This window comes from Streptomyces sp. NRRL B-24484, assembly GCF_000717715.1.
Taxonomy (GTDB): domain Bacteria; phylum Actinomycetota; class Actinomycetes; order Streptomycetales; family Streptomycetaceae; genus Kitasatospora.
In genome coordinates this window covers 27,931-49,704 of the sequence record NZ_JOAI01000045.1, presented here as the reverse complement: position 1 = coordinate 49,704, position 21,774 = coordinate 27,931, and the positions used below count along the sequence as shown (strand labels likewise).

Annotated in this window: 11 protein-coding genes; all 11 read right to left on the bottom strand. The window is 75.3% G+C overall.

Translation table 11 applies throughout. The features are described 5' to 3' along the window. Positions 1 to 25: 25 nt before the first annotated feature. The 11 genes from IE98_RS0131855 to IE98_RS0131805 all read right to left on the bottom strand — a co-directional run bounded on the left by IE98_RS0131855 (position 26) and on the right by IE98_RS0131805 (position 21,773). Complete coding sequence (locus IE98_RS0131855) at positions 26 to 1,096, bottom strand: branched-chain amino acid aminotransferase (protein WP_030275017.1); 1,071 nt, start codon at positions 1,094 to 1,096, stop codon at positions 26 to 28. 117 nt (positions 1,097 to 1,213) lie between these two features. Then, positions 1,214 to 2,395: an XdhC family protein gene (locus IE98_RS0131850; protein ID WP_030275015.1), complete on the bottom strand. Its 1,182-nt coding sequence runs from the start codon at positions 2,393 to 2,395 to the stop codon at positions 1,214 to 1,216. Positions 2,396 to 2,411: 16 nt separating this feature from the next. Beyond that, entirely contained in the window at positions 2,412 to 4,799 is a 2,388-nt protein-coding gene (pucD, locus tag IE98_RS0131845; RefSeq protein ID WP_030275013.1) for a xanthine dehydrogenase subunit D, read from the bottom strand. Positions 4,800 to 4,802: 3 nt separating this feature from the next. Then, the gene (locus tag IE98_RS0131840) at positions 4,803 to 5,276 is read right to left on the bottom strand and encodes a (2Fe-2S)-binding protein (protein WP_030275011.1); all 474 of its coding nucleotides are present in this window, start codon (positions 5,274 to 5,276) and stop codon (positions 4,803 to 4,805) included. Then, on the bottom strand, positions 5,276 to 6,157 hold the full coding sequence (locus IE98_RS0131835; RefSeq protein ID WP_030275010.1) for an FAD binding domain-containing protein: 882 nt from the start codon (positions 6,155 to 6,157) through the stop codon (positions 5,276 to 5,278). The genes IE98_RS0131840 and IE98_RS0131835 overlap by 1 nt, the downstream gene beginning before the upstream one ends. Before the next feature lie 69 nt (positions 6,158 to 6,226). Then, positions 6,227 to 6,814, bottom strand: a complete 588-nt coding sequence (locus IE98_RS0131830; RefSeq protein WP_030275009.1) for a TIGR00730 family Rossman fold protein — start codon at positions 6,812 to 6,814, stop codon at positions 6,227 to 6,229. Beyond that, complete coding sequence (locus tag IE98_RS0131825; RefSeq protein WP_052391241.1) at positions 6,811 to 7,986, bottom strand: Zn-dependent hydrolase; 1,176 nt, start codon at positions 7,984 to 7,986, stop codon at positions 6,811 to 6,813. Before IE98_RS0131825 ends, IE98_RS0131830 begins: the two co-directional genes overlap by 4 nt. 14 nt (positions 7,987 to 8,000) lie before the next feature. After that, positions 8,001 to 8,972 (bottom strand): TauD/TfdA family dioxygenase, encoded by a 972-nt coding sequence (locus IE98_RS0131820; RefSeq protein ID WP_052391240.1) that lies wholly within the window; start codon positions 8,970 to 8,972, stop codon positions 8,001 to 8,003. 84 nt (positions 8,973 to 9,056) lie between these two features. Next, a complete protein-coding gene (locus IE98_RS0131815; RefSeq protein WP_052391239.1) occupies positions 9,057 to 16,589 on the bottom strand; it encodes a non-ribosomal peptide synthetase in 7,533 nt (2,510 codons plus the stop codon). Continuing rightward, a complete protein-coding gene (locus IE98_RS0131810) occupies positions 16,579 to 21,564 on the bottom strand; it encodes a non-ribosomal peptide synthetase (RefSeq protein ID WP_043175607.1) in 4,986 nt (1,661 codons plus the stop codon). The genes IE98_RS0131815 and IE98_RS0131810 overlap by 11 nt, the downstream gene beginning before the upstream one ends. After that, positions 21,561 to 21,773, bottom strand: coding sequence for an MbtH family protein (locus IE98_RS0131805; protein ID WP_030274999.1), 213 nt, complete (start codon positions 21,771 to 21,773; stop codon positions 21,561 to 21,563). Before IE98_RS0131805 ends, IE98_RS0131810 begins: the two co-directional genes overlap by 4 nt. Position 21,774 lies beyond the last annotated feature (1 nt).

Genomic DNA, 21,774 nt, shown 5'->3' with positions numbered 1-21,774 from the left:
CTCTCGCTCCGTGGGTGAGGGTGGGTCAGCGGGCCGACGGGTGGAACCAGCCGTCCTCGTCCGGGACGCGGCCGCGGTGCAGGTCGGTGAGGAGCCGGTGCAGCGCGGTCGTCACCGGCCCCGGCCGGCCGTCCCCGACCGTCCAGCCGCCGTCCCCGTCCCGCACCCGGCCGACCGGGGTGACGACGGCCCAGGTGCCGCAGGCGAACGCCTCGGTGACGACACCGGCCTCGCACTGCGCGCGCCACTCGTCCAGGGCGATCCGCTCCTCCACCACCCGGTGGCCGAGGCGCCGGGCCAGGGTCAGCAGGGTGCTGCGGGTGACGCCGGGCAGCAGCGTCCGGGTCAGCTCCGGGGTCACCACCTCGGCCCGCTCGCCGCGCCCGCGGACGAGGAAGAGGTTCATCCCGCCCAGCTCCTCGACCCAGCGCCGCTCGGCGGCGTCGAGCCAGACGACCTGCCGGCAGCCGGCGGCCTCCGCCGCGCGCTGCGCCAGGAAGGTCGGGGCGTAGTTGCCGGCCACCTTGACCGCGCCGGTGCCACCGGGGACGGCCCGGACGTGGTCACGGCTCACGTGGACGGCGACCGGCTCCACCCCGTCGCCGAAGAAGCCCCCGGTCACGAAGGCCATCAGCAGGAAGCGGTAGGTGCGCGAGGGGCGCAGCATGAGCGAGGCGTCCGAGCCGAACATCAGCGGCCGCAGGTAGAGGCTGCGCGAGCCGTCCGCGGGCAGGAAGCCCTCGTCGGCGCGGACCAGCCGGTGGGCGGCGTCGGTGAAGGCCTCCACCGGGAGCTCCGGCATGGCCATCCGGCGGCAGGAGCTGCGGAACCGCAGCGCGTGGTCGCGGGGGCGCCAGACGCCCGCCGTGCCGTCGGCGCGCCGGTGCGCCTTGAGCCCCTCGAAGACGACCTGGCCGTAGTGCAGGCCGAGGGTGCCGGGATGGAGGGAGAGGTCGGCGAGTCCGCTCAGCCGGGGTGCGGACCAGCCGTCCGCCTCCGTCCAGTCCATCACGACCATGTGGTCGGTGAACGCCTCGCCGGGGCCGGGCTCGGCGACGGCCGGGTGCGACGGCGCGAGTCCGAGGTCGGTGGTCATCCGCAACTCCTTGGGTGTGAGGGGTCTGCCGGGCGATCAGGACGCAGGCACTCGGGCCGCGCGGAGGGGGTCGCCCACCGCTCGGCCACCGAGTATCCGGACGCCGCTATCGGTGGCCTATCGCGCCGCGAGGGGCCGGCCGGCGCGGGCCGGTGCACGGTGGGCCGGTGCGCCGTGGACCGCCGGACGGTGGATCGGCGTGCCGACCCGGCCGAGCGGCAGGCCGGTGCCGCCGCCCCGGCAGGCGACGATCTCGGCCGCGATCGACACCGCGACCTCCTCGGGCGTCCAGGCCCCCAGGTCGAGGCCGATCGGCGAGTGCAGCCGGGCCAGTTCGGGCTCCGAGAGGCCGGCCGCGCGCAGCCGCTCCAGCCGCTCCTCGTGGGTGCGCCGGGAGCCCATCGCGCCGACGTAGGCCACCGGCAGCCGCAGGGCGCGCTCCAGCAGCGGCACGTCGAACCTGGCCTCGTGGGTGAGGGCGCACAGCACGGTGCGGCCGTCGATCCGGTCGAGCTGGGAGTCGAGGTAGCGGTCCGGCCGGTCGACCACCACCTCGTCCGCCTCCGGGAAGCGCTCGCGGGTGGCGAAGACCGGACGGGCGTCGCACACGGTGACGTGGTGGCCGAGGAACCCGCCGATGCGCACCAGCGCCGAGGCGAAGTCGATCGCGCCGAAGACGATCATCCGGGGCGGGGGCGTGCTTGACTCCACCAGCAGCCGGACCGGCCGGCTCCGGTCGGTGCAGTCGGCCGCGACCTCCACCGTCCGGGTGCGGCCCGCCGCCAGCAGTGCGGCGGCCTCCACCGCGGCGGCCGCGTCGAGGGCGCCGCCCGCACCGAGGGTGCCCTCGTAGGCGCCGCCGGGCCGCACCAGCAGGGCCGTGCCGGGCAGGCCGTCCGGCCCGCCGACGACCCGGGCGACCGCCACCGCCCCGCCCCCGGCGGCGGTGGCCAGTGCGGCGGCGAGCACCGGCCGGACGGCGTCCCGGCGGCGCACCGGCGTCACCAGGACGTCGATGCTGCCGCCGCAGGTCAGGCCGACGGCGAACGGGTCCTCGCCGGCGTGCCCGAAGTGCTGCAGCACGCTCTCACCGGTCTCCAGCGCCTCCCGGCACAGCTGGTGGACGGTGGCCTCCACGCAGCCGCCCGAGACGCTGCCGAGCGCGGTGCCCGCGGCGTCGACGGCGAGGGCCGTGCCGGGCGGGCGCGGGGCGGAGCCGGTGACCTGAACGACCGTCGCCACGGCGAAGTCGCGCCCCTCGGTGCACCAGCGGTGAAGCTCGGCGGCGATGTCCAGCATGCCGGGTCAACTCCTCTCAGTCGACGATGTGTTCGGGGCGGACGGGGACCCGGGTGAGGGCCTTCCCGGTGGCCTGTCGGACGGCGGCCACCACGGCCGGGGTGGAGGACAGCGTCGGTGCCTCGCCGACCCCGCGCAGGCCGTACGGGGCGGCGGGATCGGCCAGTTCCAGCACGTCGACCGGGACGGCCGGCGCGTCGAGGACGGTCGGCACCAGGTAGTCGGTGAAGGACGGGTTGAGCACCCGCGCGGTCGCCGGGTCGACCCGGACCTCCTCCATCAGCGCGATGCCCAGGCCCTGGACGGTGCCGCCCTGGATCTGGCCGACCACCGAGAGCGGGTTCAGCGCCCGTCCGACATCCTGGGCGCAGGCCAGTTCGACCACCTTCACCAGGCCGAGCTCCACGTCCACGTCGACCACCGCGCGGTGCGCGGCGAAGGAGTACTGGACGTGGCCGGAGCCCTGGCCGGTGACCGGGTCGAAGGGCTCGGTCGGCCGGTGGCGGAACTCGAGTTCGAGGTCGATCGGCTCCTCGCCCTCCAGCACCTCCGCGAGGGTGGCGAGGACCTCGCCGTCCGCGGTGACGACCTTGCCGCCGTCGAGCCGCAGCCCGGCGCCGTCCCAGGCCGGGCGGTCCCCGCCGAACCTGCGCCGGCCCGTCGCGAACACCCGCTCCCGGACGGCCGTGCAGGTGTTCTTCACCGCGCCGCCGGTCATGTACGTCTGCCGGGAGGCGGAGGTGGAGCCGGCCGAGCCGACGGCGGTGTCGGCCGGGTGGACGGTGACCCGCTCGACGCCGAGCTCGGTGCGGGCGATCTGGGCGTGCACGGTGACGCCGCCCTGGCCGACCTCGGCCATCGCGGTGTGCACCACCGCGACCGGCTCGCCGCCGAGGAGCTCCAGCCGGACCCGGGCGGTGGAGTAGTCGTCGAAGCCCTCGGAGAAGCCGACGTTCTTGATGCCGACGGCGTAGCCGATGCCGCGGACGATGCCCTCGCCGTGGCTGGTGTTGGCGAGCCCGCCCGGCAGGTCGCGGATGTCCGGGTCGGCGGTGTCGAGCGGCGGCGGCAGCGGCATGTCCCGGACCCGCCGCAGCAGTTCGGCCACCGGCGCGGGGGAGTCCACCCGCTGGCCGGTCGGCATCAGGTCGCCCTGCCGCATCGCGTTGATCCGCCGGAACTCCACCGGGTCCAGGCCGAGTTCGGCGGCCAGCCGGTCCATCTGCGCCTCGTAGGCGAAGCAGGCCTGCACCGCGCCGAAGCCGCGCATCGCCCCGCAGGGCGGGTTGTTGGTGTAGAGGCCGACCGCCTCGATCTCCACGGCGTCGACCCGGTACGGCCCGATGCCGAGCGAGGCGGCGTTGCCGACGACGGCCGAGGTGGACGAGGCGTAGGCGCCGCCGTCCAGCACGATCCGGCACCGGACGTGGGTCAGCCTCCCGTCGCGGGTGGCGCCGTGCTCGTAGTGGAGCTTCGCCGGGTGGCGGTGCGCGTGGCCGAGGAAGGACTCCTCGCGGGAGTACACGATCTTGACGGGCCGGCCGGTGCGCAGGGCCAGCAGACAGGCGTGGATCTGCATCGACAGGTCCTCGCGTCCGCCGAAGGCACCGCCGACGCCGGCCAGCGTCATGCGCACCTTCTCCTCGGGCAGGCCGAGCACGGGGGCGATCTGCCGCCGGTCCGAGTGCAGCCATTGGGTGGCCACGTACAGGTCGACGCCGCCGTCCCCGGACGGCACCGCGAGGCCGGACTCCGGGCCGAGGAAGGCCTGGTCCTGCATGCCGAACTCGTAGTCGCCGGTGACGACGACGTCGGCCCGCCGGGCCGCGGCCGCGACGTCGCCGCGGACGATCGGCTGCCGGTGCAGCACGTTCGGGTGCGGGGCGCGGCGGGCATGGCGGTCGTCGCGGTCCGGGTGGAGCACGACCGCGTCCGGTGCGACCGCGGACGCCTCGTCGGTGACGAGCGGGAGCGCTTGGTACTCCACCACGATCAGCCCGGCGGCGCGCCGTGCGGTCTCGGGGTGCTCGGCGGCCACCAGGGCGACCGGCTCGCCGTGGTGGCGGACGACTCCGTCGGCCAGCACCGGGGTGTCGGCGATCTCCAGCCCGTAGCGCTTCTGCGCGGCCGGCAGGTCGTCGTGGGTGAGGACGGCGTGCACGCCGGGCAGCGCGAGCGCCGCGGAGGCGTCGACGGAGAGGATCCGCGCGTGCGCGTGCGGACTGCGCAGGACCTGCCCCCAGAGCATGTCCCGGTGCCACAGGTCGGAGGAGTAGGCGAAGGCGCCGGTGGCCTTCAGCACGCCGTCGGGGCGGCGGACGGACTCGCCGATGCCGCCCCGGGCGGCGGACTGGGTGAGGCCGGCGGGCGCGAGGCGCGCCGCCGTCGGTGTCCGGGTGTCCATGCCTCAGACCGCCTCCCGGCGCCGGGCGGCCGCCAGGCGGACCGCGTCCATGATCTTCTCGTAGCCGGTGCAGCGGCACAGGTTGCCCGCGAGCGCCTCGCGGATGTCGGCGTCGCCCGGTGCCGCGTCGCGCTCCAGCAGCTCGTCGGCGGCGACCAGCAGGCCCGGTGTGCAGAAGCCGCACTGGACGGCCCCCGCGTCGAGGAAGGCCCGCTGGACGGGGCCCGGCCGGCCGTCCTCGGCCAGGCCCTCGACGGTGCGGACCTCGCGGTCCTGCGCCTGGCCGGCCGCGACCAGGCAGGCGCAGACCGGGACGCCGTCGAGGCGCACCGTGCAGGAGCCGCACTCGCCCTGCTCGCAGGCGTTCTTGGAGCCGGGCAGGCCCATCCGCTCGCGCAGCACGTACAGCAGGCTCTCGCCCTCCCACACCCCGTCGGCCGTCCGCCGGACGCCGTTGACGGTGAAACCCACCCGCATCATGCGACTCCCTCCGCGCCCTTGCGGTACGCCTCCCAGGCCCACAGGAAGGTCCGGCGGGCCATCACCCCGACCGCGTGCCGGCGGTGGCCGGCGGTGCCGCGGACGTCGTCGATCGGACTGCAGGCACCGGCCGCGAGCGCCGCGAACCGCTTCGCCACCGACGGCGGGACGGCCCCGCGGCTCTCCCAGAGGCCGTCCTCCGCCAGGGCGTCCGCCAGGAACGCCTCGGCCTCCGCGGCCCGGCGCGGGGTCGGCGCGGCCGAGCCGATGCCGGTGCGCACCGTCCCGCTGCCGGGGTGCAGCGCGAGCCCGAAGGAGCAGACCGCGATGACCATCGCGTTGCGGGTGCCGACCTTGGAGAACTGCTGCGGGCCGGTCGCCCGGCCGATGTGCACCCGCCTGATGAGCTCGTCCGGCTGCAGCGCGTTGCGTTTGACGCCCGTGTAGAACGCGTCGATCGGGATGCGGCGGACGCCGCGCACCGACTCCACCTCGACCTCGGCGCCCGCGGCCAGCAGCGCCGGGTGGGCGTCGCCGGCCGGGGAGGCGGTGCCGAGGTTGCCGCCGACCCCGCCGCGGTTGCGGATCTGCGGCGAGGCGACGGCGCGGGCGGCCAGCGCCAGACCGGGCAGCTCCAGGCCCAGCTCCGCGACGATCCGGGCGTACGGCACGCCCGGGCCGAGCCGGACCTCCCGCTCGCCGACCTCCCACTCGGCCAGTTCGCCGATCCGCCCGAGGTCGAGCAGCTGCCCGGGCCGCCGCCGGCCGAGGTTGATCTCCACCATCACGTCGGTGCCGCCCGCGAGCGGGACGGCCGCCGGGTGCTCGGCCTTGGCGGCGAGCGCCTCCTCCCAGCAGCCGGGGCGCAGGAACTCCACGGGAACCTCCTCTCGGATCGTTCCCGGCCCGGACGGACCGCCCGGGCCGGTGCAGCTGCCCGCTCGGGGTCAGCCGGGGACACCGGGCGCCAGACCGGCGACCGGGACGGGCACGTCGGGGGAGAAGCAGCCGTCGAGGGCGTGCAGCGAGGGCACGTCCCTGATCAGCGACCGGTCCCCGGCGGTCATCATCCGCTCGCCCACCGCCACGTCGAGCCAGGCCAGCAGACCGTCGAAGAAGCCGCCGTGGTTGACGACGAACACCGGCTTGCTGTGCAGGCCGAGCTTGGCCCAGGTGGCGATCTCCATCAGCTCGTCGGCGGTGCCGAGGCCGCCCGGCAGCACCACGAAGGCGTCCGACAGCTGGTACATCAGCGCCTTGCGCTCGTGCATGGTGGCGACCACCATCAGCTCCACACCCGGCGGCTGACGGCCCTCCAGGCTCAGCAGGTGGTGCGGCACCACCCCGGTCACGTACGAGCCCGCCAGCAGCGCGCCCTCGGCGACCGCGCCCATCAGCCCCGTCCCGCCGCCGCCGTACACCAGGCCGACCCGCCGGCGGCCCAGCCAGCGGCCGGTCTCCCGGGCGAGGTCGAGGTACTCCTGCCGGGCCGACCGCGCTCCGCAGAACACGCCCACTCTCCTGAAGCCGGTCATCGTGCCTCCGAGTGGACGGGAACGGCGCGCGAACGCGAGGACTCGAGCTCCACCAGCAGGTCGAGCAGCACCTGGGCGCCCAGGATCAGGTCGTCCTTCGGGGTCTGCTCGACCGGCGAGTGGCTGATGCCGGCGGTGCTGGGGACGAAGATCATGCCGGTGGGCACCCGGGCGCTCAGCGCGGACGCGTCGTGCCCGGCGTAGCTCATCAGGCGGGCCGCCGACGGGTCGTGCCGCACGCACACCTCGTGGATGCGGTCGACGTAGCCGTCCTGGAAGCGCACCACCGGCTTGTGCGACAGCTGGGACACCTCCACCGAGCAGCCCTGCTCGGTGCCGATCCGGCGGACGAGCGCACGGGTGCGCTCGACCGCCCGCAGCAGCGACAGCTCCGACTCGGCCCGGAACTCCACCGTCAGGTGGGCCTCCCCGGGCACCACGTTCGGCGCGCCCGGGTACAGCTGCATCGCGCCGACGTTGACCACCATCGACTCGTCGACCTCGTTCGCGGTCTCCCACAGGTGCGCCGCGATCTTCGCGACGGCACGTCCCGCGTCGGCGCGGACGTTCATCGGCGTCGTCCCGGCGTGGTTGGCCTGCCCCCGGACGACCACCAGGTACCGGTCGATCCCGACGATGCCCTCCACCGCCGCCAGCGTGCTGCGCCGGTTCTCCAGGCGGGGGCCCTGCTCGACGTGGAGTTCGACGAACCCGGTGATCTCGTCGATGTGCCCGGACTCCACCAGCGTCCCGGAGCCGACCAGTCCGCCGTTGGAGGTCGGCAGGACGCCCTCCTCGTCCCAGAATCCGACCGACTCGACCGCGGCGGCCGCCGGATGGCCGGCCTCGTGCAGGGTGCGCAGCACCTCGACGGCCGCGATGGCGCCGTACGCGCCGTCCAGCCGGCCGCCGACCGGCACGGTGTCGGTGTGCGAGCCGGTCAGCAGCCACGGGCCGCGCGATCCGGGCTGCCGCCCGAACACGTTGCCGACCTCGTCCGTCCAGGCGTGCAGCCCGGCGGCGGTGATCCGGTCCGCCAGCCAGACCCGGGAGGCCAGGTCGGCGGGCGACCCCGCGACCCGGTCCACCCCGCCGTCCTCCCGCCCGCCGAAGGTGGCGAGCATGTCCAGGTCGTCGAGGAGCCGGCGCCCGGAGATCTTCGGTGCGTTCACAACACTGGCTCCCATCAGCTCAGGACGTTGCCGTCGCCCGTCCGCAGGCCGCGGGTCCGCCGGTGGTCGACGTGCACGAACGCGCGCTGCAGCCAGCGGTCCCGGCCGTCGTAGCGCGGCACGAAGGCCGACCGGCCGTGCAGGGTCACCCGGTTGTCCACGACCACCAGGTCGCCCGCGCCGAGGACGAGGTCCGTCTGCACGGCCTCGACGGCCCGCCGCAGGGCGGCCATCGCCGTGGCGGCCCCGGCGTCCAGCGGGTGGGTGTTGGCGAAGTCGACGCGGATGTCCGGGTCCTCCTCCGCGCCGCTCAGCACGGCGTGGACCGGGTCGCGGCCGCCCGCGAACGAGGGCGGCGGGGTGGAACGGAAGCGCGGCTCGGCGAGCACGCGCCGGTGCTCCGGCCCGACCAGCGGCAGGGCCTGGCGGATCGAGGAGACCCGCAGCCCGGCCCGGTCGTCGTGGTCGTTGCGCAGGCACAGCAGCGCCACGAAGTCCGGCCGGTGCTCCAGGTGCACGTTCTCCACGTGCATCTGGAGCGGCTGCGAACCCGCGTTGCTCTGCTCGAACTCCTGGCCCGGCACGGGCACCACGTTCTGCAGCAGCGCCCCCGACTTCTCCTGCCGGAAGGCCACGATCTCGCCGAGCTGCAGCACGCACAGCGCCAGCAGGGTGGCCGAGGCGGTCGCGTTGCGCTCCACCGAGCCGGCCTCGACCGGCGTCGGGCCCTCCGGCCTGACCGGCAGCCCGGCGATCCGCAGGCAGCCGTTCGGCCCCGGGTCGCTGCGGAAGCGGCGCAGCTGCGCCAGCACGCGGGCCGGCAGCCGGCAGGAGCGGTCGCGGGCGGCGGCCAGCCACGTCGGGTGGTCCACCAGCCGCGGTGGGACGTCGGAGAGGTGCTCGACGAGCCGCTCGATGTCCGCGCGTTCGGCGCCCTCCAGGACGAGAGCGCCCGGTTCGGCATGGATGTCCAGACTTACAGCCACTGTCTTTCTGCCCTCTCTTGGTCTGCTTGAGCAAGGCGGGCCGGCGGCGGGGCAGTTCCCCCCGCCGGCCCGGTGGGCGGCGCGTCAGGCCGAGGGCCTGTTGCCCAGGTACCCGGTGAGGTGCATGTAGCGGTGGATGCCGTTCATCCACGCGAGGTCGCGGTCGGCGCGGGCCGCCTGCCCGGTGATCCGGGCGACGGCCTCCGCCCCGGCGGCGCCGTTCACGGTGACGGCGAGGCCGCTGCCCGTCCGCAGGTCCACGGCGGCCATCGCGACCGTGCCCTTGGTCGATCCGGAGTGCCCGAACCAGCGGCCCTGGCGGTCCGTCATCATGCCGAGCCCGTAGTCGAAGTCGGCGTGGCCGGTGAGCATGGCCCGGGCCAGGTCGGTGCCGAGCACCCCCGGGCCCAGGCCCAGCGCCTCCGCCCGTACCGACAGCAGCAGCCGGGCGAGGTCCGCCGGTGTCGTCCAGAGTCCGCCGGCGGCCGCCTCCGGGGTGATCCGCAGGCCGCCGTCGAGCGGCCGGCCCTCGGCGTCGTGGCCCCAGGCCACCGGGACGGGCGCGCGGTCGGGCAGGTCCTGCTCGAAGGCGCTGTCCGCGAGTCCCAGCGGGTCGAGGACGAGCCGCCGGGCCAGCGCGGCGAACGGCTCCCCGGTGAGGTCGGCCAGCACCTGCTGCAGCACCGAGAAGTTGGTCGCCGAGTAGCTGGTCAGCCCGGCGAACACCGGGTCCACCCGGAGCGCCGGCCGCCCGGCCACCGCCGTGCCGTCCAGCACCGCGGCCAGGGCGGGCAGCGGCTCGGCGGGGTGGAAGTCGGCGAAGCCGGCGATCGGCAGCCCGGCGCTGTGGCCGAGCAGCTGACGGACGGTCACCTTCGCCGGGGCGCCGTGCACGTCGCGCAGGCGCAGGGCGTGCAGGTACTCCGCCACGTCGGTGTCCAGGTCGAGCAGCCCCTCGGCCGCCAGGGCCAGGGCCACCGCCGCCGAGGTGGGCTTGCTCATCGAGCCCACCTGGAAGGGCGTCCGGTCGCCGACCGGGTCGGCCGCACCGGCCCGGACGACCCCGAGCTGCCAGGTGTCCACGACCTCCCCGCCGTCGACCACGGCGACGCTCACCCCGGGCACCGCCCGGTCGGCCAGCAGCTCCCGCAGGCCGTCGTCCGGCCGCACCGAGAGCCGGCGCCGCCCGCGCCCGCGGGGCGGCCGCGCCGTCCAGTCCCGGCCGGTCGACGGACCGTCCGCCGCGGCGGCGTCGAGCGCCGCGGCGAGCTCCGCCACCGTCTGGTGGCTCATCGCCATCCGCGGCGTCAGGTCCAGCCCGGTCAGCTTCGCCTGGGCGACCATCCGGACGACCGTGATCGAGTCGCCGCCGAGCCGGGTGAACTCGTCGTGCACACCGATCGCGTCGGTACCGAGCACCTGCGCCCAGATCGCCGTCAGCACCAGCTCCGTCGTGCTGCGCGGCGGCACGAACTCCGCCGCCCGCTCCGCCGCCCCGGACTCCTCCGGCGCCGGCAGCGCCTTCCGATCGACCTTGTTCGCCGAACTCAGCGGCAGCTCGTCGAGCCGGACGAAGACCGCCGGCACCATGTACTCGGGCAGCACCGCGGACAGGTGCGCCCGCAGCGCGGACGGCGCCGGCTGCGCCCCGGGCACGGCCACCACGTACGCCACCAGCCGCCGGACGCCCGGTACGTCCTCGCGGGCCGCGACCACGGCCTCGGCGACCTCCGGGTGGGTGAGCAGCACCGCCTCGATCTCGCCGAGCTCGACCCGGTAGCCGCGGATCTTGACCTGGTGGTCGATCCGGCCGAGGAACTCCAGCTCGCCGTCGGGGCGCCGGCGCGCAAGGTCGCCCGTCCGGTAGAACCGGGCGCCCGGGGCGGACGCGTACGGGTCGGGCAGGAAGCGCTCCGCGGTCAGTGCCGCCCGGCCCAGGTAGCCGCGGGCCACGCCGGCGCCGCCGATGTACAGCTCGCCGGCCACCCCGACCGGCACCGGCTGGAGCGCGGCGTCCAGCACGTACATCCGGATGTTGGCGATCGGGTGGCCGATCGGCACCGGCACGGACGGGTCGAAGTCCTCCGGGACGACGTGGACCGAGCAGCCCACCACCGTCTCGGTCGGACCGTACTCGTTGATGATGCGGGCGCCCGGCGCGGTCTTCCGCCAGGCCACCACCGTCTCCGGTTTCACCTCGTCGGCACCCACCACGAAGGTCCGCACCGAGTCGACCGTCCCCTCGGGGCCGATCAGCGAGCGCAGCACGTCCAGGTGCGCCGGGGTGATCTTCAGCAGGCTGTAGTCGGCCTTGCCGGCCAGCAGCGCGGCAAGCGACTCGGGGCTCTGCTCCGGCGGCAGCACCGTCACGCTGCGCCCGCCGATCAGCGGCAGGAAGAAGTTCGGCACGGACAGGTCGAAGGCGACCGAGCCGAGCATCACCGCCCCGTCGGCGCCGTCCAGGCCGTAGCCGTCGACCGCCCAGAGCAGGTAGTTCACCAGCCCCTCGTGGGTGATCAGCACGCCCTTCGGCCGCCCGGTCGAGCCGGAGGTGTACAGGGTGTACACCAGGTTGGCCGGGGTCAGCTCCCGGCCGGGTGCGGTGGCCGGCGCGGCGGCGATCCGCGCCGCGTCGCCGTCCACGGACAGCACGGTGCCCGCGTACGCCGCGAAGCGCTCCCGCAGGGAGTCCCGGGTGACCAGCACGCCCGCCGCGGTGTCGTCGAGGATGAAGCCGGAGCGGTCCGCGGGGTGGGAGGGGTCGATCGGGACGTAGGCGCCGCCCGCCTTCGTCACCGCCAGCAGGGCCGTCAGGATCTCGGTGCCCTCGCGCAGGCAGACGGCGACGAAGCGCTCCGGGCCGACGCCGAGCTCCACCAGGACGTGCGCCAGGCGGTCGACCCGCTCGTCGAGCTCCCGGAAGGAGAGCGTGGAGCCGTCGGTGTCCACCACCGCGACGGCGTCCGGGGTACGGCGGACCTGCGCCTCGAAGAGGTCGGGCAGCGTGGTCGCCGGGTACGCGGCGTCCGTCCGGTTGGGTGCCAGCAGCACCAGCTCGCGTTCGCCCTCCGGCAGGTGCGCGGCCGTCGCGTCGCCCTCCGGGTCGGCGACCATCGCCTCCAGCACCGCGCGGTACATGGCGCCCAGGCGCTCCCGGTTCTCCGTGGAGACGTCCTGCGGGCGGCTGATCAGCGCCAGCAGCCCGGGGTGCGAGGTCACCGACAGGCCGAACTCGTTCGGACTGTCGTCGATGCTGGTCTCGACGTCGATGAGCTCGGTGTCGAGCACGTGGAAGTCGAGGTAGTTGAAGTACACGTCGGCGAGCCGCTGGCCGCCGGCGAACTCCCGCTGCATCTGGCCGAGCGGGAAGCGGCGGTGTGGCCAGAGGCCGATCTCCGTCTCGAAGACCTGCCGGACCAGCTCCGTCCAGGTGCGCGCACCCCGCCGGAACGGGAACGGCACGGTGTTGATGTACAGGCCGTACACCTTGTCGGCGCCGACCACCTCAGGCCGGGTGTCGCACACCAGGCCGCAGGAGAAGGCCTCCTCGCCGGTGAGCATGCTCATCACCTTCAGGTGGGCGGCGTGCATCACGCTCTTCAGCGGCACGTCGGCACGGGCCGCCAGAGCGGCCAGCCCCTCCTGCAGGTCCGCGAAGCGGACGTAGGTCTGCTGGATCGACCCGGGCGGCTCGGTGGTCGAGCCCCAGGCACCGGGCAGGGTGAACTTCGGGTGCGCGGCCACCGAGGCCCGCCAGTGCTCGCGGGACGCCTCCGAGGCGAGCGCCCTGCGCTCCAGCGCCACGAAGTCCGCGAAGCGCACCTCCGGCAGCGGCTGCGGCTCGGGCGCCGAGCCCGCCGCCAGCTCCCGGTAGCGGTCCAGCACCTCCATGATCATCGAGCTGAAGCTCCAGCCCTCCAGGATCGGGTGGAACTCGGTGAAGGTCAGCCACCAGCCGCCCCGGTGGCTGCGGGTGAAGAACCGCAGCAGCGGCGGCCGGTCCAGCTCGAACGGCCGCTCGCGCTCCCGGGCCATCAGCGCCCGCAGCTCCGCCTCCTGCTCCTGCGGGGCGAGAGCGGAGACGTCCACGCTGTCCACCGCGATCCGGGCGTCCGGGTGCACCAGCTGGATCGGCTCGGAGTAGCCGTCGAGGTCGATCGAGGTGCGCAGGATCTCGTGCCGGTCCACCACGTGGTCCACCGCCGCCTGGAACGCCGCGGCGGAGAAGGGCCTCGGGTCGCGGATCCGGAACGAGGTGACGTTGTGGTAGTTCCCCTCGCCGCCCGCCGCGTGCATCTCGAAGAGCATGCCCAACTGGACCTGGCTGAGCGGGTACGCGTCGCGGACGCCCTCCGGGACGCGCCGCCGGTCCGCCTCGGACAGCAGCTCGAACGGCGCGACCAGCGGCGCGTCCAGCCGCTCGGAGCTGCGCCCGCCGAGGGCGGCGGCGAGCCGGGCGACCGTGCGGTGCCGGAAGACGTCCCGGACGGCGACGTCGAAGCCGGCCGCCCGCAGCGCGCCGACCAGCGCCACCGCGCGGATGGAGTCGCCGCCCAGCTCGAAGAAGCTGTCGTGCGCGCCGACCGCCTCCGTCTTGAGGACCGTCCGCAGGTGCTCCGCGAGTTCGGCCTCGATGCCCGGCCGCGGAGCGGTGAACTCCGTGGTCAGCCGCGACCGGCGGCCCGGCGCGGGCAGCGCGCGGTGGTCGGTCTTGCCGTTGCTGGTGAGCGGGATCTCCGCCAGGTGGACGACGGCGGAGGGGACCATCCAGGCCGGCAGCCGCCCGGCCAGGAAGGCCGTCAGGTCGGCGCCGCGGTCGTCCGCCACCACGTAGGCGACCAGCTCGGTGCCGGACGGCCCGTCCGACCGGCCGACGACCACCGAGGCCCGGACGGCCGGGTGCTCGTCGAGGACGTTCTGCACCTCGCCGGGCTCGACCCGGTAGCCGCGGATCTTGACCTGGGTGTCGCACCGGCCGACGAACTCCATCTCCCCGCCGGGCAGCATCCGGGCGAGGTCGCCCGTCCGGTAGAGCCGCCCGCCCGGCACGGCCGAGAACGGGTCCGGGACGAACTTCCCGGCGGTCTGCCCGGGCCGGCCGCGGTAGCCGCGGGCCACTCCGGTGCCGCCCACGTACACCTCGCCGACCACGCCCGTCGCCACCGGCCGCAGGCCCCCGTCCAGCACGTAGGCGGTGGTGTTGGGGATCGGGGCGCCGAGCGGGACGAGCTCGGTGGTGATCGGGCCGGTCACCTCCTGGCAGGAGTTGCCGACGGTGATCTCGGTCGGGCCGTACTCGGAAGCGAGGCGGGCGCCGTCCACCCGCCAGCGGTCCACCAGGGCACTGGTGAAGCTGTCGCCGGCGGCGATCACCACGGCCGCCACCGAACGGCGCTGCTCGGCGTCCAACTGGCCCGCCAGCACCTCCAGATGGCCGGGGGCCAGCTTGAGGAAGCTCAGCGGTCCGGCGGCCAGCAGCAGCCGGCCGAGGTCGGCGAGGTCGAAGTCCGCGGGGAGCAGGGTGACCGGGCGGCCGAGCATCAGCGCCGTCCACAGGTTCGGCACCACCAGGTCGAAGGCGACCGAGGAGAACAGCGCCGTCCCGCCCGGTGCCCCCGCGTACGCCCCGGCGCTCCACAACAGGTAGTTGGCGAGGCCGCGGTGGGTGGTCTCGACGCCCTTGGGGCGGCCGGTCGTGCCGGAGGTGTAGATGACGTAGGCCAGGCTGTCCGGGTCGACCGGCACGCCCGGGTCGGTGGCCGGGAGGCCGTCCAGGCGCACGGCGTCCACCGGGACGGCCGTCCGGCCCCCGGCGGCGGGCAGCGCGCCGGCCCGCGCCGCACTGGTGAGGACCAGCGCCACCCCGGCGTCGGCGAGCACGTGCGCCGTCCGCTCCGCCGGGTGCGCGGGGTCGACCGGCACGTACGCGGCACCGGACTTCAGCACCGCGAGCAGCGCGACCACCAGGTCCGGGCCGCGGTCGAGGTGGACGCCGACCGTGGTCTCCGGGCCGGCGCCGAGCGCGATCAGGTGCCGGGCGAGCCGGTTGGCCCGCGCGTCGAGCTCGCCGAAGGTCAGCCGGCTGCCGTCGGCGGCCACCACGGCGACCGCGGCCGGGTCCTGCGCCGCGACCAGCGTGTGCACCGCCGCCGGGCCGCGCTCCACCGCGTTGTCGTTGGGGGCGGTGACGAACCGGTGCAGCTCGTCGGCTGTGAGGTACTCCAGGGCCGCCACCGGGGTGTCCGGCGCCTGCACCGCGCTCGCCAGCAGCCGCAGGAAGTGCGCGGCGATCCGGTCGGCGGTGGCGGCGTCGAACAGCTCGGCCGAGTACTCCAGCACGGCGTCCAGCGGGCCGGCCGGGGCATCGACGACCTGCAGGTTGAGGTCGAACTTCGCGGTGGTCCAGGCGGTTTCGACCGCCTCGGCCCGTACCCCGGGCAGCTCGGGGCCGCTCGCGCCGGTGTTCTGGTAGCCGAACATGACCTGCACCAGCGGGGTGCGGGACAGGTCCCGCTCCGGGTCCAGCTCGTTCACCAGCCACTCGAAGGGCAGCTCCTGGTGGTCGAAGGCGTCGAGCACGGCGAGCCGGTTGTCCTGCAGCAGCTCGGCGAAACCCTGCTGGGCGCCCCAACGCGCCCGCATCACCACGGTGTTGACGAAGAAGCCGATCAGGTCCTGCAGCTCGGGCCGCTGCCGGTTGCCGACCGGCACCCCCACCGCGACGTCGCTGCGCCCGGTGTACCGGCCCAGCAGCGCCTGGAAGGCGGTCAGCAGCACGGCGAACGGGGTGGTGCCGTGCTCCAGGGCCAGCGCGCGGACGCCGTCGGCGGTGTCCGCGGGGACGGCGAACCGGCAGGCCCCGCCGGCGGGCCCGCGCACGTCCGGCCGGGGCCGGTCCGCGGGCAGCGCCAGCGGCACGACCCCGGCCAGCCGCTCCGTCCAGTACGCGGTGGCCGCGGCCATCCGGCCCTCGTCGAAGCGACGCCGCTGCCAGGCGGCGTACTCGGCGTACTGCACCGGCAGTTCGGGCAGCGCGGCGGCGCCCGCCCCGGTCTCCTCGCGGTAGAACGCGCTCAGCTCGGACCAGAACACCCGCTCCGACCAGCCGTCGAAGGCGATGTGGTGGAAGACCGCGACCAGCAGGTGCCGGTCGGCGGCCGGGCGCAGCAGGTGGATGCGCGCGGCGGCGCCTCCGGAGAGCGGCAGCGGCCGGGCGGTGAGCCGTTCGGCCAGGTCGTGCGCCGCCCGCTCCGGGTCGTCGGCGTCGGCCAGGTCGGTGAGTTCGAGCCGCGGGCCGTCCGGGGCGATCCACTGCACGGGCTCGTCCGCCGTCGAGCGGTAGTGCGTCCGCAGGACGAGGTGCCGCTCCACGAGCCGGTCCCAGGCCCGGCCGAGGGCCGCCGCGTCGAGCGGGCCGGTCAGCCGCAGCACGATCGGCACCAGGTTGTCGGTGGCCGTCTCGTCGTACCGGTCCAGGAACCAGAGCCGGCGCTGGCCGAAGGAGAGCGGCAGCTCGGCCGAGAGGTCGAGGCGGGGGACGGCCACGCGGGAGCGCCGGGCACCCGCCAGCCGTTGCCGCAGCAGCGACTGCCGCCGGTCGTCGATCTCAGTGCTCATCTCGGTCCTCTTCGTCCGATGTGGTCAGCCGGGTCAGTTCGGCGTCGGACATCTCGGCGATGTCCGCCCGGATCCGCTCCTCGACGAGCCGGGCGAGGCCGGCGACGGTGGGGTGCTCGAACACGCTGCGCAGCGGCAGCCGGACCCCGTAGTCGGCCTCGACCGCGGCGACCAGCCGGGAGGCGAGCACGGAGTCGCCGCCGAGCTGGAAGAACGTCCGGTGCAGCTCGGGCAGCACGTCGTAGCCCAGCAGGTCGCTCCAGAGCCCGGCCAGGCCCTCCGCCAGCTCGCCCAGCGGGCCGGTGCTGTGCTCCGCCGCCTCCTCGGGCGGGGCCGGCAGCGCCGCGTGGTCGACCTTGCCGTTGGCGTTCAGCGGGATCCGGTCGAGCAGCACCAGCGCGGCGGGCACCATCGGTGCGGGCAGCCGCAGCGCGCAGTGCTCCAGCAGCTCGGCCGGGACGGGCTCGTGGCCGTCCGCCGGGACGACCCAGGCGACCAGCCGGCCGGTGGCGCCCTTGGTGTCGACCCGCACCAGCGCGTCGGCGACCTCGGGGAGCTCGGTCAGCACGGCGGTGATCTCGCCCGGTTCGATCCGGTGGCCGCGCAGCTTGATCTGCTCGTCCAGGCGCCCCAGGAACTCGACGTTCCCGTCGGCGAGCAGCCGGGCCCGGTCGCCCGTCCGGTACAGGCGCCGGCCGGGTTCGGCGGAGAACGGGTCGGGCACGAAGACCGCCGCGGTCAGCCCCGGGCGGTTGCGGTAGCCGCGGGCCACGCCGGTGCCGCCGATGTGGAGTTCGCCGGGCACGCCGACCGGGCACGGGTTCCCGTGGCCGTCGAGCACCCACATGGTGGTGTTGGGGACGGGGGTGCCGATGGGCAGCACCTCGGGGTGGCCGCCGCCGGTGATCCGGTAGGTGGAGTTCGCCACCGAGATCTCCGTCGGGCCGTACTCGTTGAGCAGGCGCGGTCCGTCCGGCCCGGCCTTGGCGAGCCACCGCTCCAGCACCGGCACCGGGAAGGAGTCGGCGCCGACGGCGAGCACGCCCGCCAGGCCCGCGGCCTGCTCGGGGGTGAGCTGGGCGCTCAGCAGGTCGAGGTGGCCGGGCGTCAGTTTGACGAAGGAGTAGGGCGCGCCCGCGGCCAGCAGCCGGCCCAGCTCGGACGGGTCGAAGTGCGGCGGCAGCAGCCGGACGGGCTCGCCGGTGACCAGGGCGGTGTAGAGGTCGGGCACCACCATGTCGTACGCGGTCGACGAGAACAGCGGGGTGCCGCCGGGGCGCGCGCCCGCGTAGTCCTCGACCGTCCACATCAGGTAGTTGAGCAGGCCCCGGTGGTCGACCATGACGCCCTTGGGGCGGCCGGTCGAGCCGGAGGTGTAGATCACGTAGGCGAGCGCGTCCAGGTCGGCCGGGGCGGCCTCGAAGGGCGGCTGCGCGGCGAGTCGGGCCCGCTCCCCGGGATCGTCGAGCAGCAGCGGCACGGCGGGCCGCAGCACGCCGGCCCGGGCGCGGTCGGTGATCACGCAGCGGGCGCCGGAGTCGTCCAGCATGTACCGGAGCCGCTCGGCCGGGAAGTCCGGGTCCAGCGGCACGTACGCCGCGCCGGCCTTCCACACCGCGAGGAAGGACACCACCAGGTCGGTGCCGCGGTCGAGGCAGACGCCGACGACCGACTCCGGTCCGACGCCGAGGCCGCGCAGCCGCGAGGCGAGCCGGTCGCTGCGCTCGGCGAGCTCGCCGTAGCTCAGCCCGCCCGCGTCCGAGAGCAGCGCGGGCGCGTCCGGGGTCTTCTCGGCCTGGACGGCGAACAGCTCGTGCACGGCGAGCTCCGGGCGGGCGGCGTCGGCCCCGCGGCCCGCCGCCAGGACGGTCCGGCGCTCGTCCGGGGGCAGCAGCGGCAGCTCGTGCAGCCGGGTCTGCGGGTCGGCCGCGACGCCCGCCAGCAGCTGCCGGAAGTGCCCGGCCAGCCGGCGCACGGTAGCCGCGTCGAAGAGCGCGGTCGAGTACTCCAGCACGGCCAGGCAGGAGCGGTCGGGCTGGATCTGCACGACCAGGTTGAGGTCGGCCTTCGAGCCCGTCCAGGCGTCGAGCAGCATCCCGGTGTCGGTCCTGCCGCCGTCGACCGAGGTGACCCCGTCGTCGTGCAGGTCGAAGAGCACCTGGGCCAGCAGGTTGCGGGACTGGTCCCGCTCCGGGGCCAGTTCGCGCACCAGGTGGGCGAACGGCACCTCCTGCGCCTCCTGGGCCTCCGAGACCGTCCGCCGCACCCGCTCCAGCAGCTCGGTGAAGGCCGGGTCGCCCGCGGCGTCGCAGCGCATCACCACGGTGTTGAGGAAGCAGCCGAGCACCCCGGCGACCTCCTCGCGCAGCCGGCCGGCGAGCGGGGTGCCGATCGGGATGTCGCCCTGCCCGCAGTACCGGGCCAGCAGGGCGGCGTACGCGGCCAGCAGGGTGGCGTACGGGGTCGCGCCCCGCTGCCAGCCCGCCTCCAGCACCGGCCGCATGACGGCGGCGGGGATCTCGAACTCGAACGCGGCGCCGCGGGTGTCCCGGATCGGCGGCCGGGGCCGGTCGGTCGGCAGGTCGAGCGTCGGCAGGCCGGCCAGCTGCCGCCGCCAGTAGCCGAGCTGCTCGTCGAGCGCGCCGCCCTCGACCCGCTCGCGCTGCCAGACCGCGAAGTCCGCGTACTGCACGGACATGTCCGGCAGCAGGGGCTCGCGGCGGTCCTTGCGGGCCGAGATCAGCTCGTCCAGCTCGCGGCGGAGCACGACCATCGACCAGCCGTCGGAGGCGATGTGGTGGAAGGTCAGCAGCAGCGCGTCGGCGCCGTCCGGGACCCGGGCGAGCATGGCCCGCCAGACCGGCCCCTCGGCGAGGTCGAACCCGGCGGCCGTCTCGCGGCGCACCGCCTCCGGCAGCTGCGCCTCGGTCACCTCGACCACGGACGGCCGGACCGGCCGGTCCTTGTCGACGATCTGGCAGAGGCTGCCGTTGACCGACGCGTACCGGGTGCGCAGGATCTCGTGCCGGGCCGCGAGGTCGCGCAGCGCGCCCTCGACGACCACGGTCGGGATGCCGTTCTCCGGCAGCCGGATCATGATCGGCATGGTGTACTCGCCGCTGCCCGGGTTCATCCGGTCCAGCACCCACAGGTCCTGCTGGGCGTACGACAGCGGCAGCGGCCGGTCCCGAGGCACCGGCTCGACCGCCGCCACCGGCTGCGCCTGCGCCCGGGTCCCGGCGATCAGCAGGCTCTGCCCGGCCGGGGTCGGCGCGCCGAACAGCTCGCGCACCTGCAGCGGCAGCCCGGAGAGCTTGCGCAGCCGCATCGCCACCCGGAGCAGCAGCAGCGAGTAGCCGCCGAGCTGGAAGAAGTTGTCGTCCAGCCCGATCCGCCCGATGCCGAGGACCTCCTGCCAGATCTCGGTGACCTGGACCTCCTCGGGCGTCCCCGGCGCCCGGTACGGGGCCCGGCGGGGGTCGGCGTCGACGGTGAGGGCCGTCCGGTCGACCTTGCCGTTCGCGGTCAGCGGCAGCTCGTCGACCGGCTGGAAGACCGAGGGCAGGTGCGAGTCGGGCAGGTGCGCGCGCAGATGGCCGCGCAGCTCCTCGTGACCGGCGGAGCCCTTCACGAAGGCCACCAGCTGCTGCCCGCCCACCCGGTCGGGCGCCACCGTGACGGCCGCCGCCTCCACCAGGGGGTGCGCGGTCAGCAGCGCCTCGATGCCCTCGGGCTCGATCCGCACCCCGCTGAGCTTGATCTGGTTGTCGATCCGCCCGGCGAACTCCAGCTCGCCGCGCAGGTTCGTCCGCGCCCGGTCGCCCGTCCGGTACAGCCGGGCACCGGGCGGGCCGTCCGGATCCGGCCGGAACCGGTCCGCCGTCAGCCCCGGCGCACCCAGGTAGCCGCGGCCCACGCACACCCCGCCGAGGTGGATCTCGCCGCTCTCCGCGCGGTGGCCGTCCTCGTCGAGCAGGACGATCCGGACGTTGTCGATCGGCCCGCCCAGCGGCACCCCGCCCGGGCCCTGCGCCGGGTCGTACGGGTGGTCGGTGACGCCGATCGCGCACTCCGCCGGCCCGTACACGTTCCGCACCCGGACACCGAGCACGGACAGCGCGCGGGCGCACAGGTCACCCGTCAGCATCTCGCCCGCCGAGGTGAGCCAGCGCAGGTCGCCGACCCCGCCGGCCTCCGGCTGCTCCAGCAGCACCTGCAGCACCGAGGGGACGAGCTCCAGCGCGGTGATCCGCTCCTCGCGCAGCAGGGCGAGCAGCGCCACCGGGTCCCGCTCCAGACCGTCCGGGGCGAGCACCAGGGTCGCGCCGCAGACCAGCGGCAGGAAGACCTGGAAGACCACCGGGTCGAAGCCCAGACCGGTCGCCGACAGCAGCCGGTCGCCGGGGCCGACACCGTGCCGGCGGACCGCGTCCGCCAGCCGGTTCGCCAGGCCCGCCTGGGTGTTGACGACACCCTTGGGCACACCCGTCGACCCCGAGGTGAAGGCGACGTACGCCGCGTTGTCGGGGTACAGCTCCGCGGGCGCCGCGACCGGCCCGTCGGCCACCGGCCGCTCGTCCGGCCGCACCTGCGACCACGGGCCGGCGAGCGGCTCCTCGCAGACCAGCGCGAGGGCGCGGGCGGTGCCGAGCATCGTCGTGCGACGCTCCACCGGGTGCTCCGGGTCGAGCAGCAGGAAGGCGCCGCCCGCGGTGGACACGGCCAGCATGGCCACCACCAGCCGGACGGAACGCGGCAGCTGGACGCCGACCATCGCCTCCGGGCCCACCCCGAGTTCACTGAGCCGCGCTGCCAGGGTCCGCACCCTCTCGCCGGTCTCGCGGTAGCTCAGGGCCTCGGCCCCGTCGCTGACCGCCACGGCGTCCGGCGTCAGGGCGACCTGACGCCAGAACAGCTCGGGCAGCAGCAGCTCCGCGGTGTGCGGGACGCCCGGCACGGCGGCACGGACGGTCATGAGCCGACTTCCTGCGCCATGCGCAGACGGAGGCTCAGCGGACGCATGTCGGTCCAGATCTCCTCGATGTGCGCGAGGCAGTCCTCGCGGGTGCCGCTGACGCCCTCGGCGGTCCAGCCCGCGGGCAGGTCCCGGCCGGCCGGCCAGACGGAGTACTGGAGCTCGTGGTTGACCACGACCTGGTAGAGCGCGGAATTCGACTCGGACACT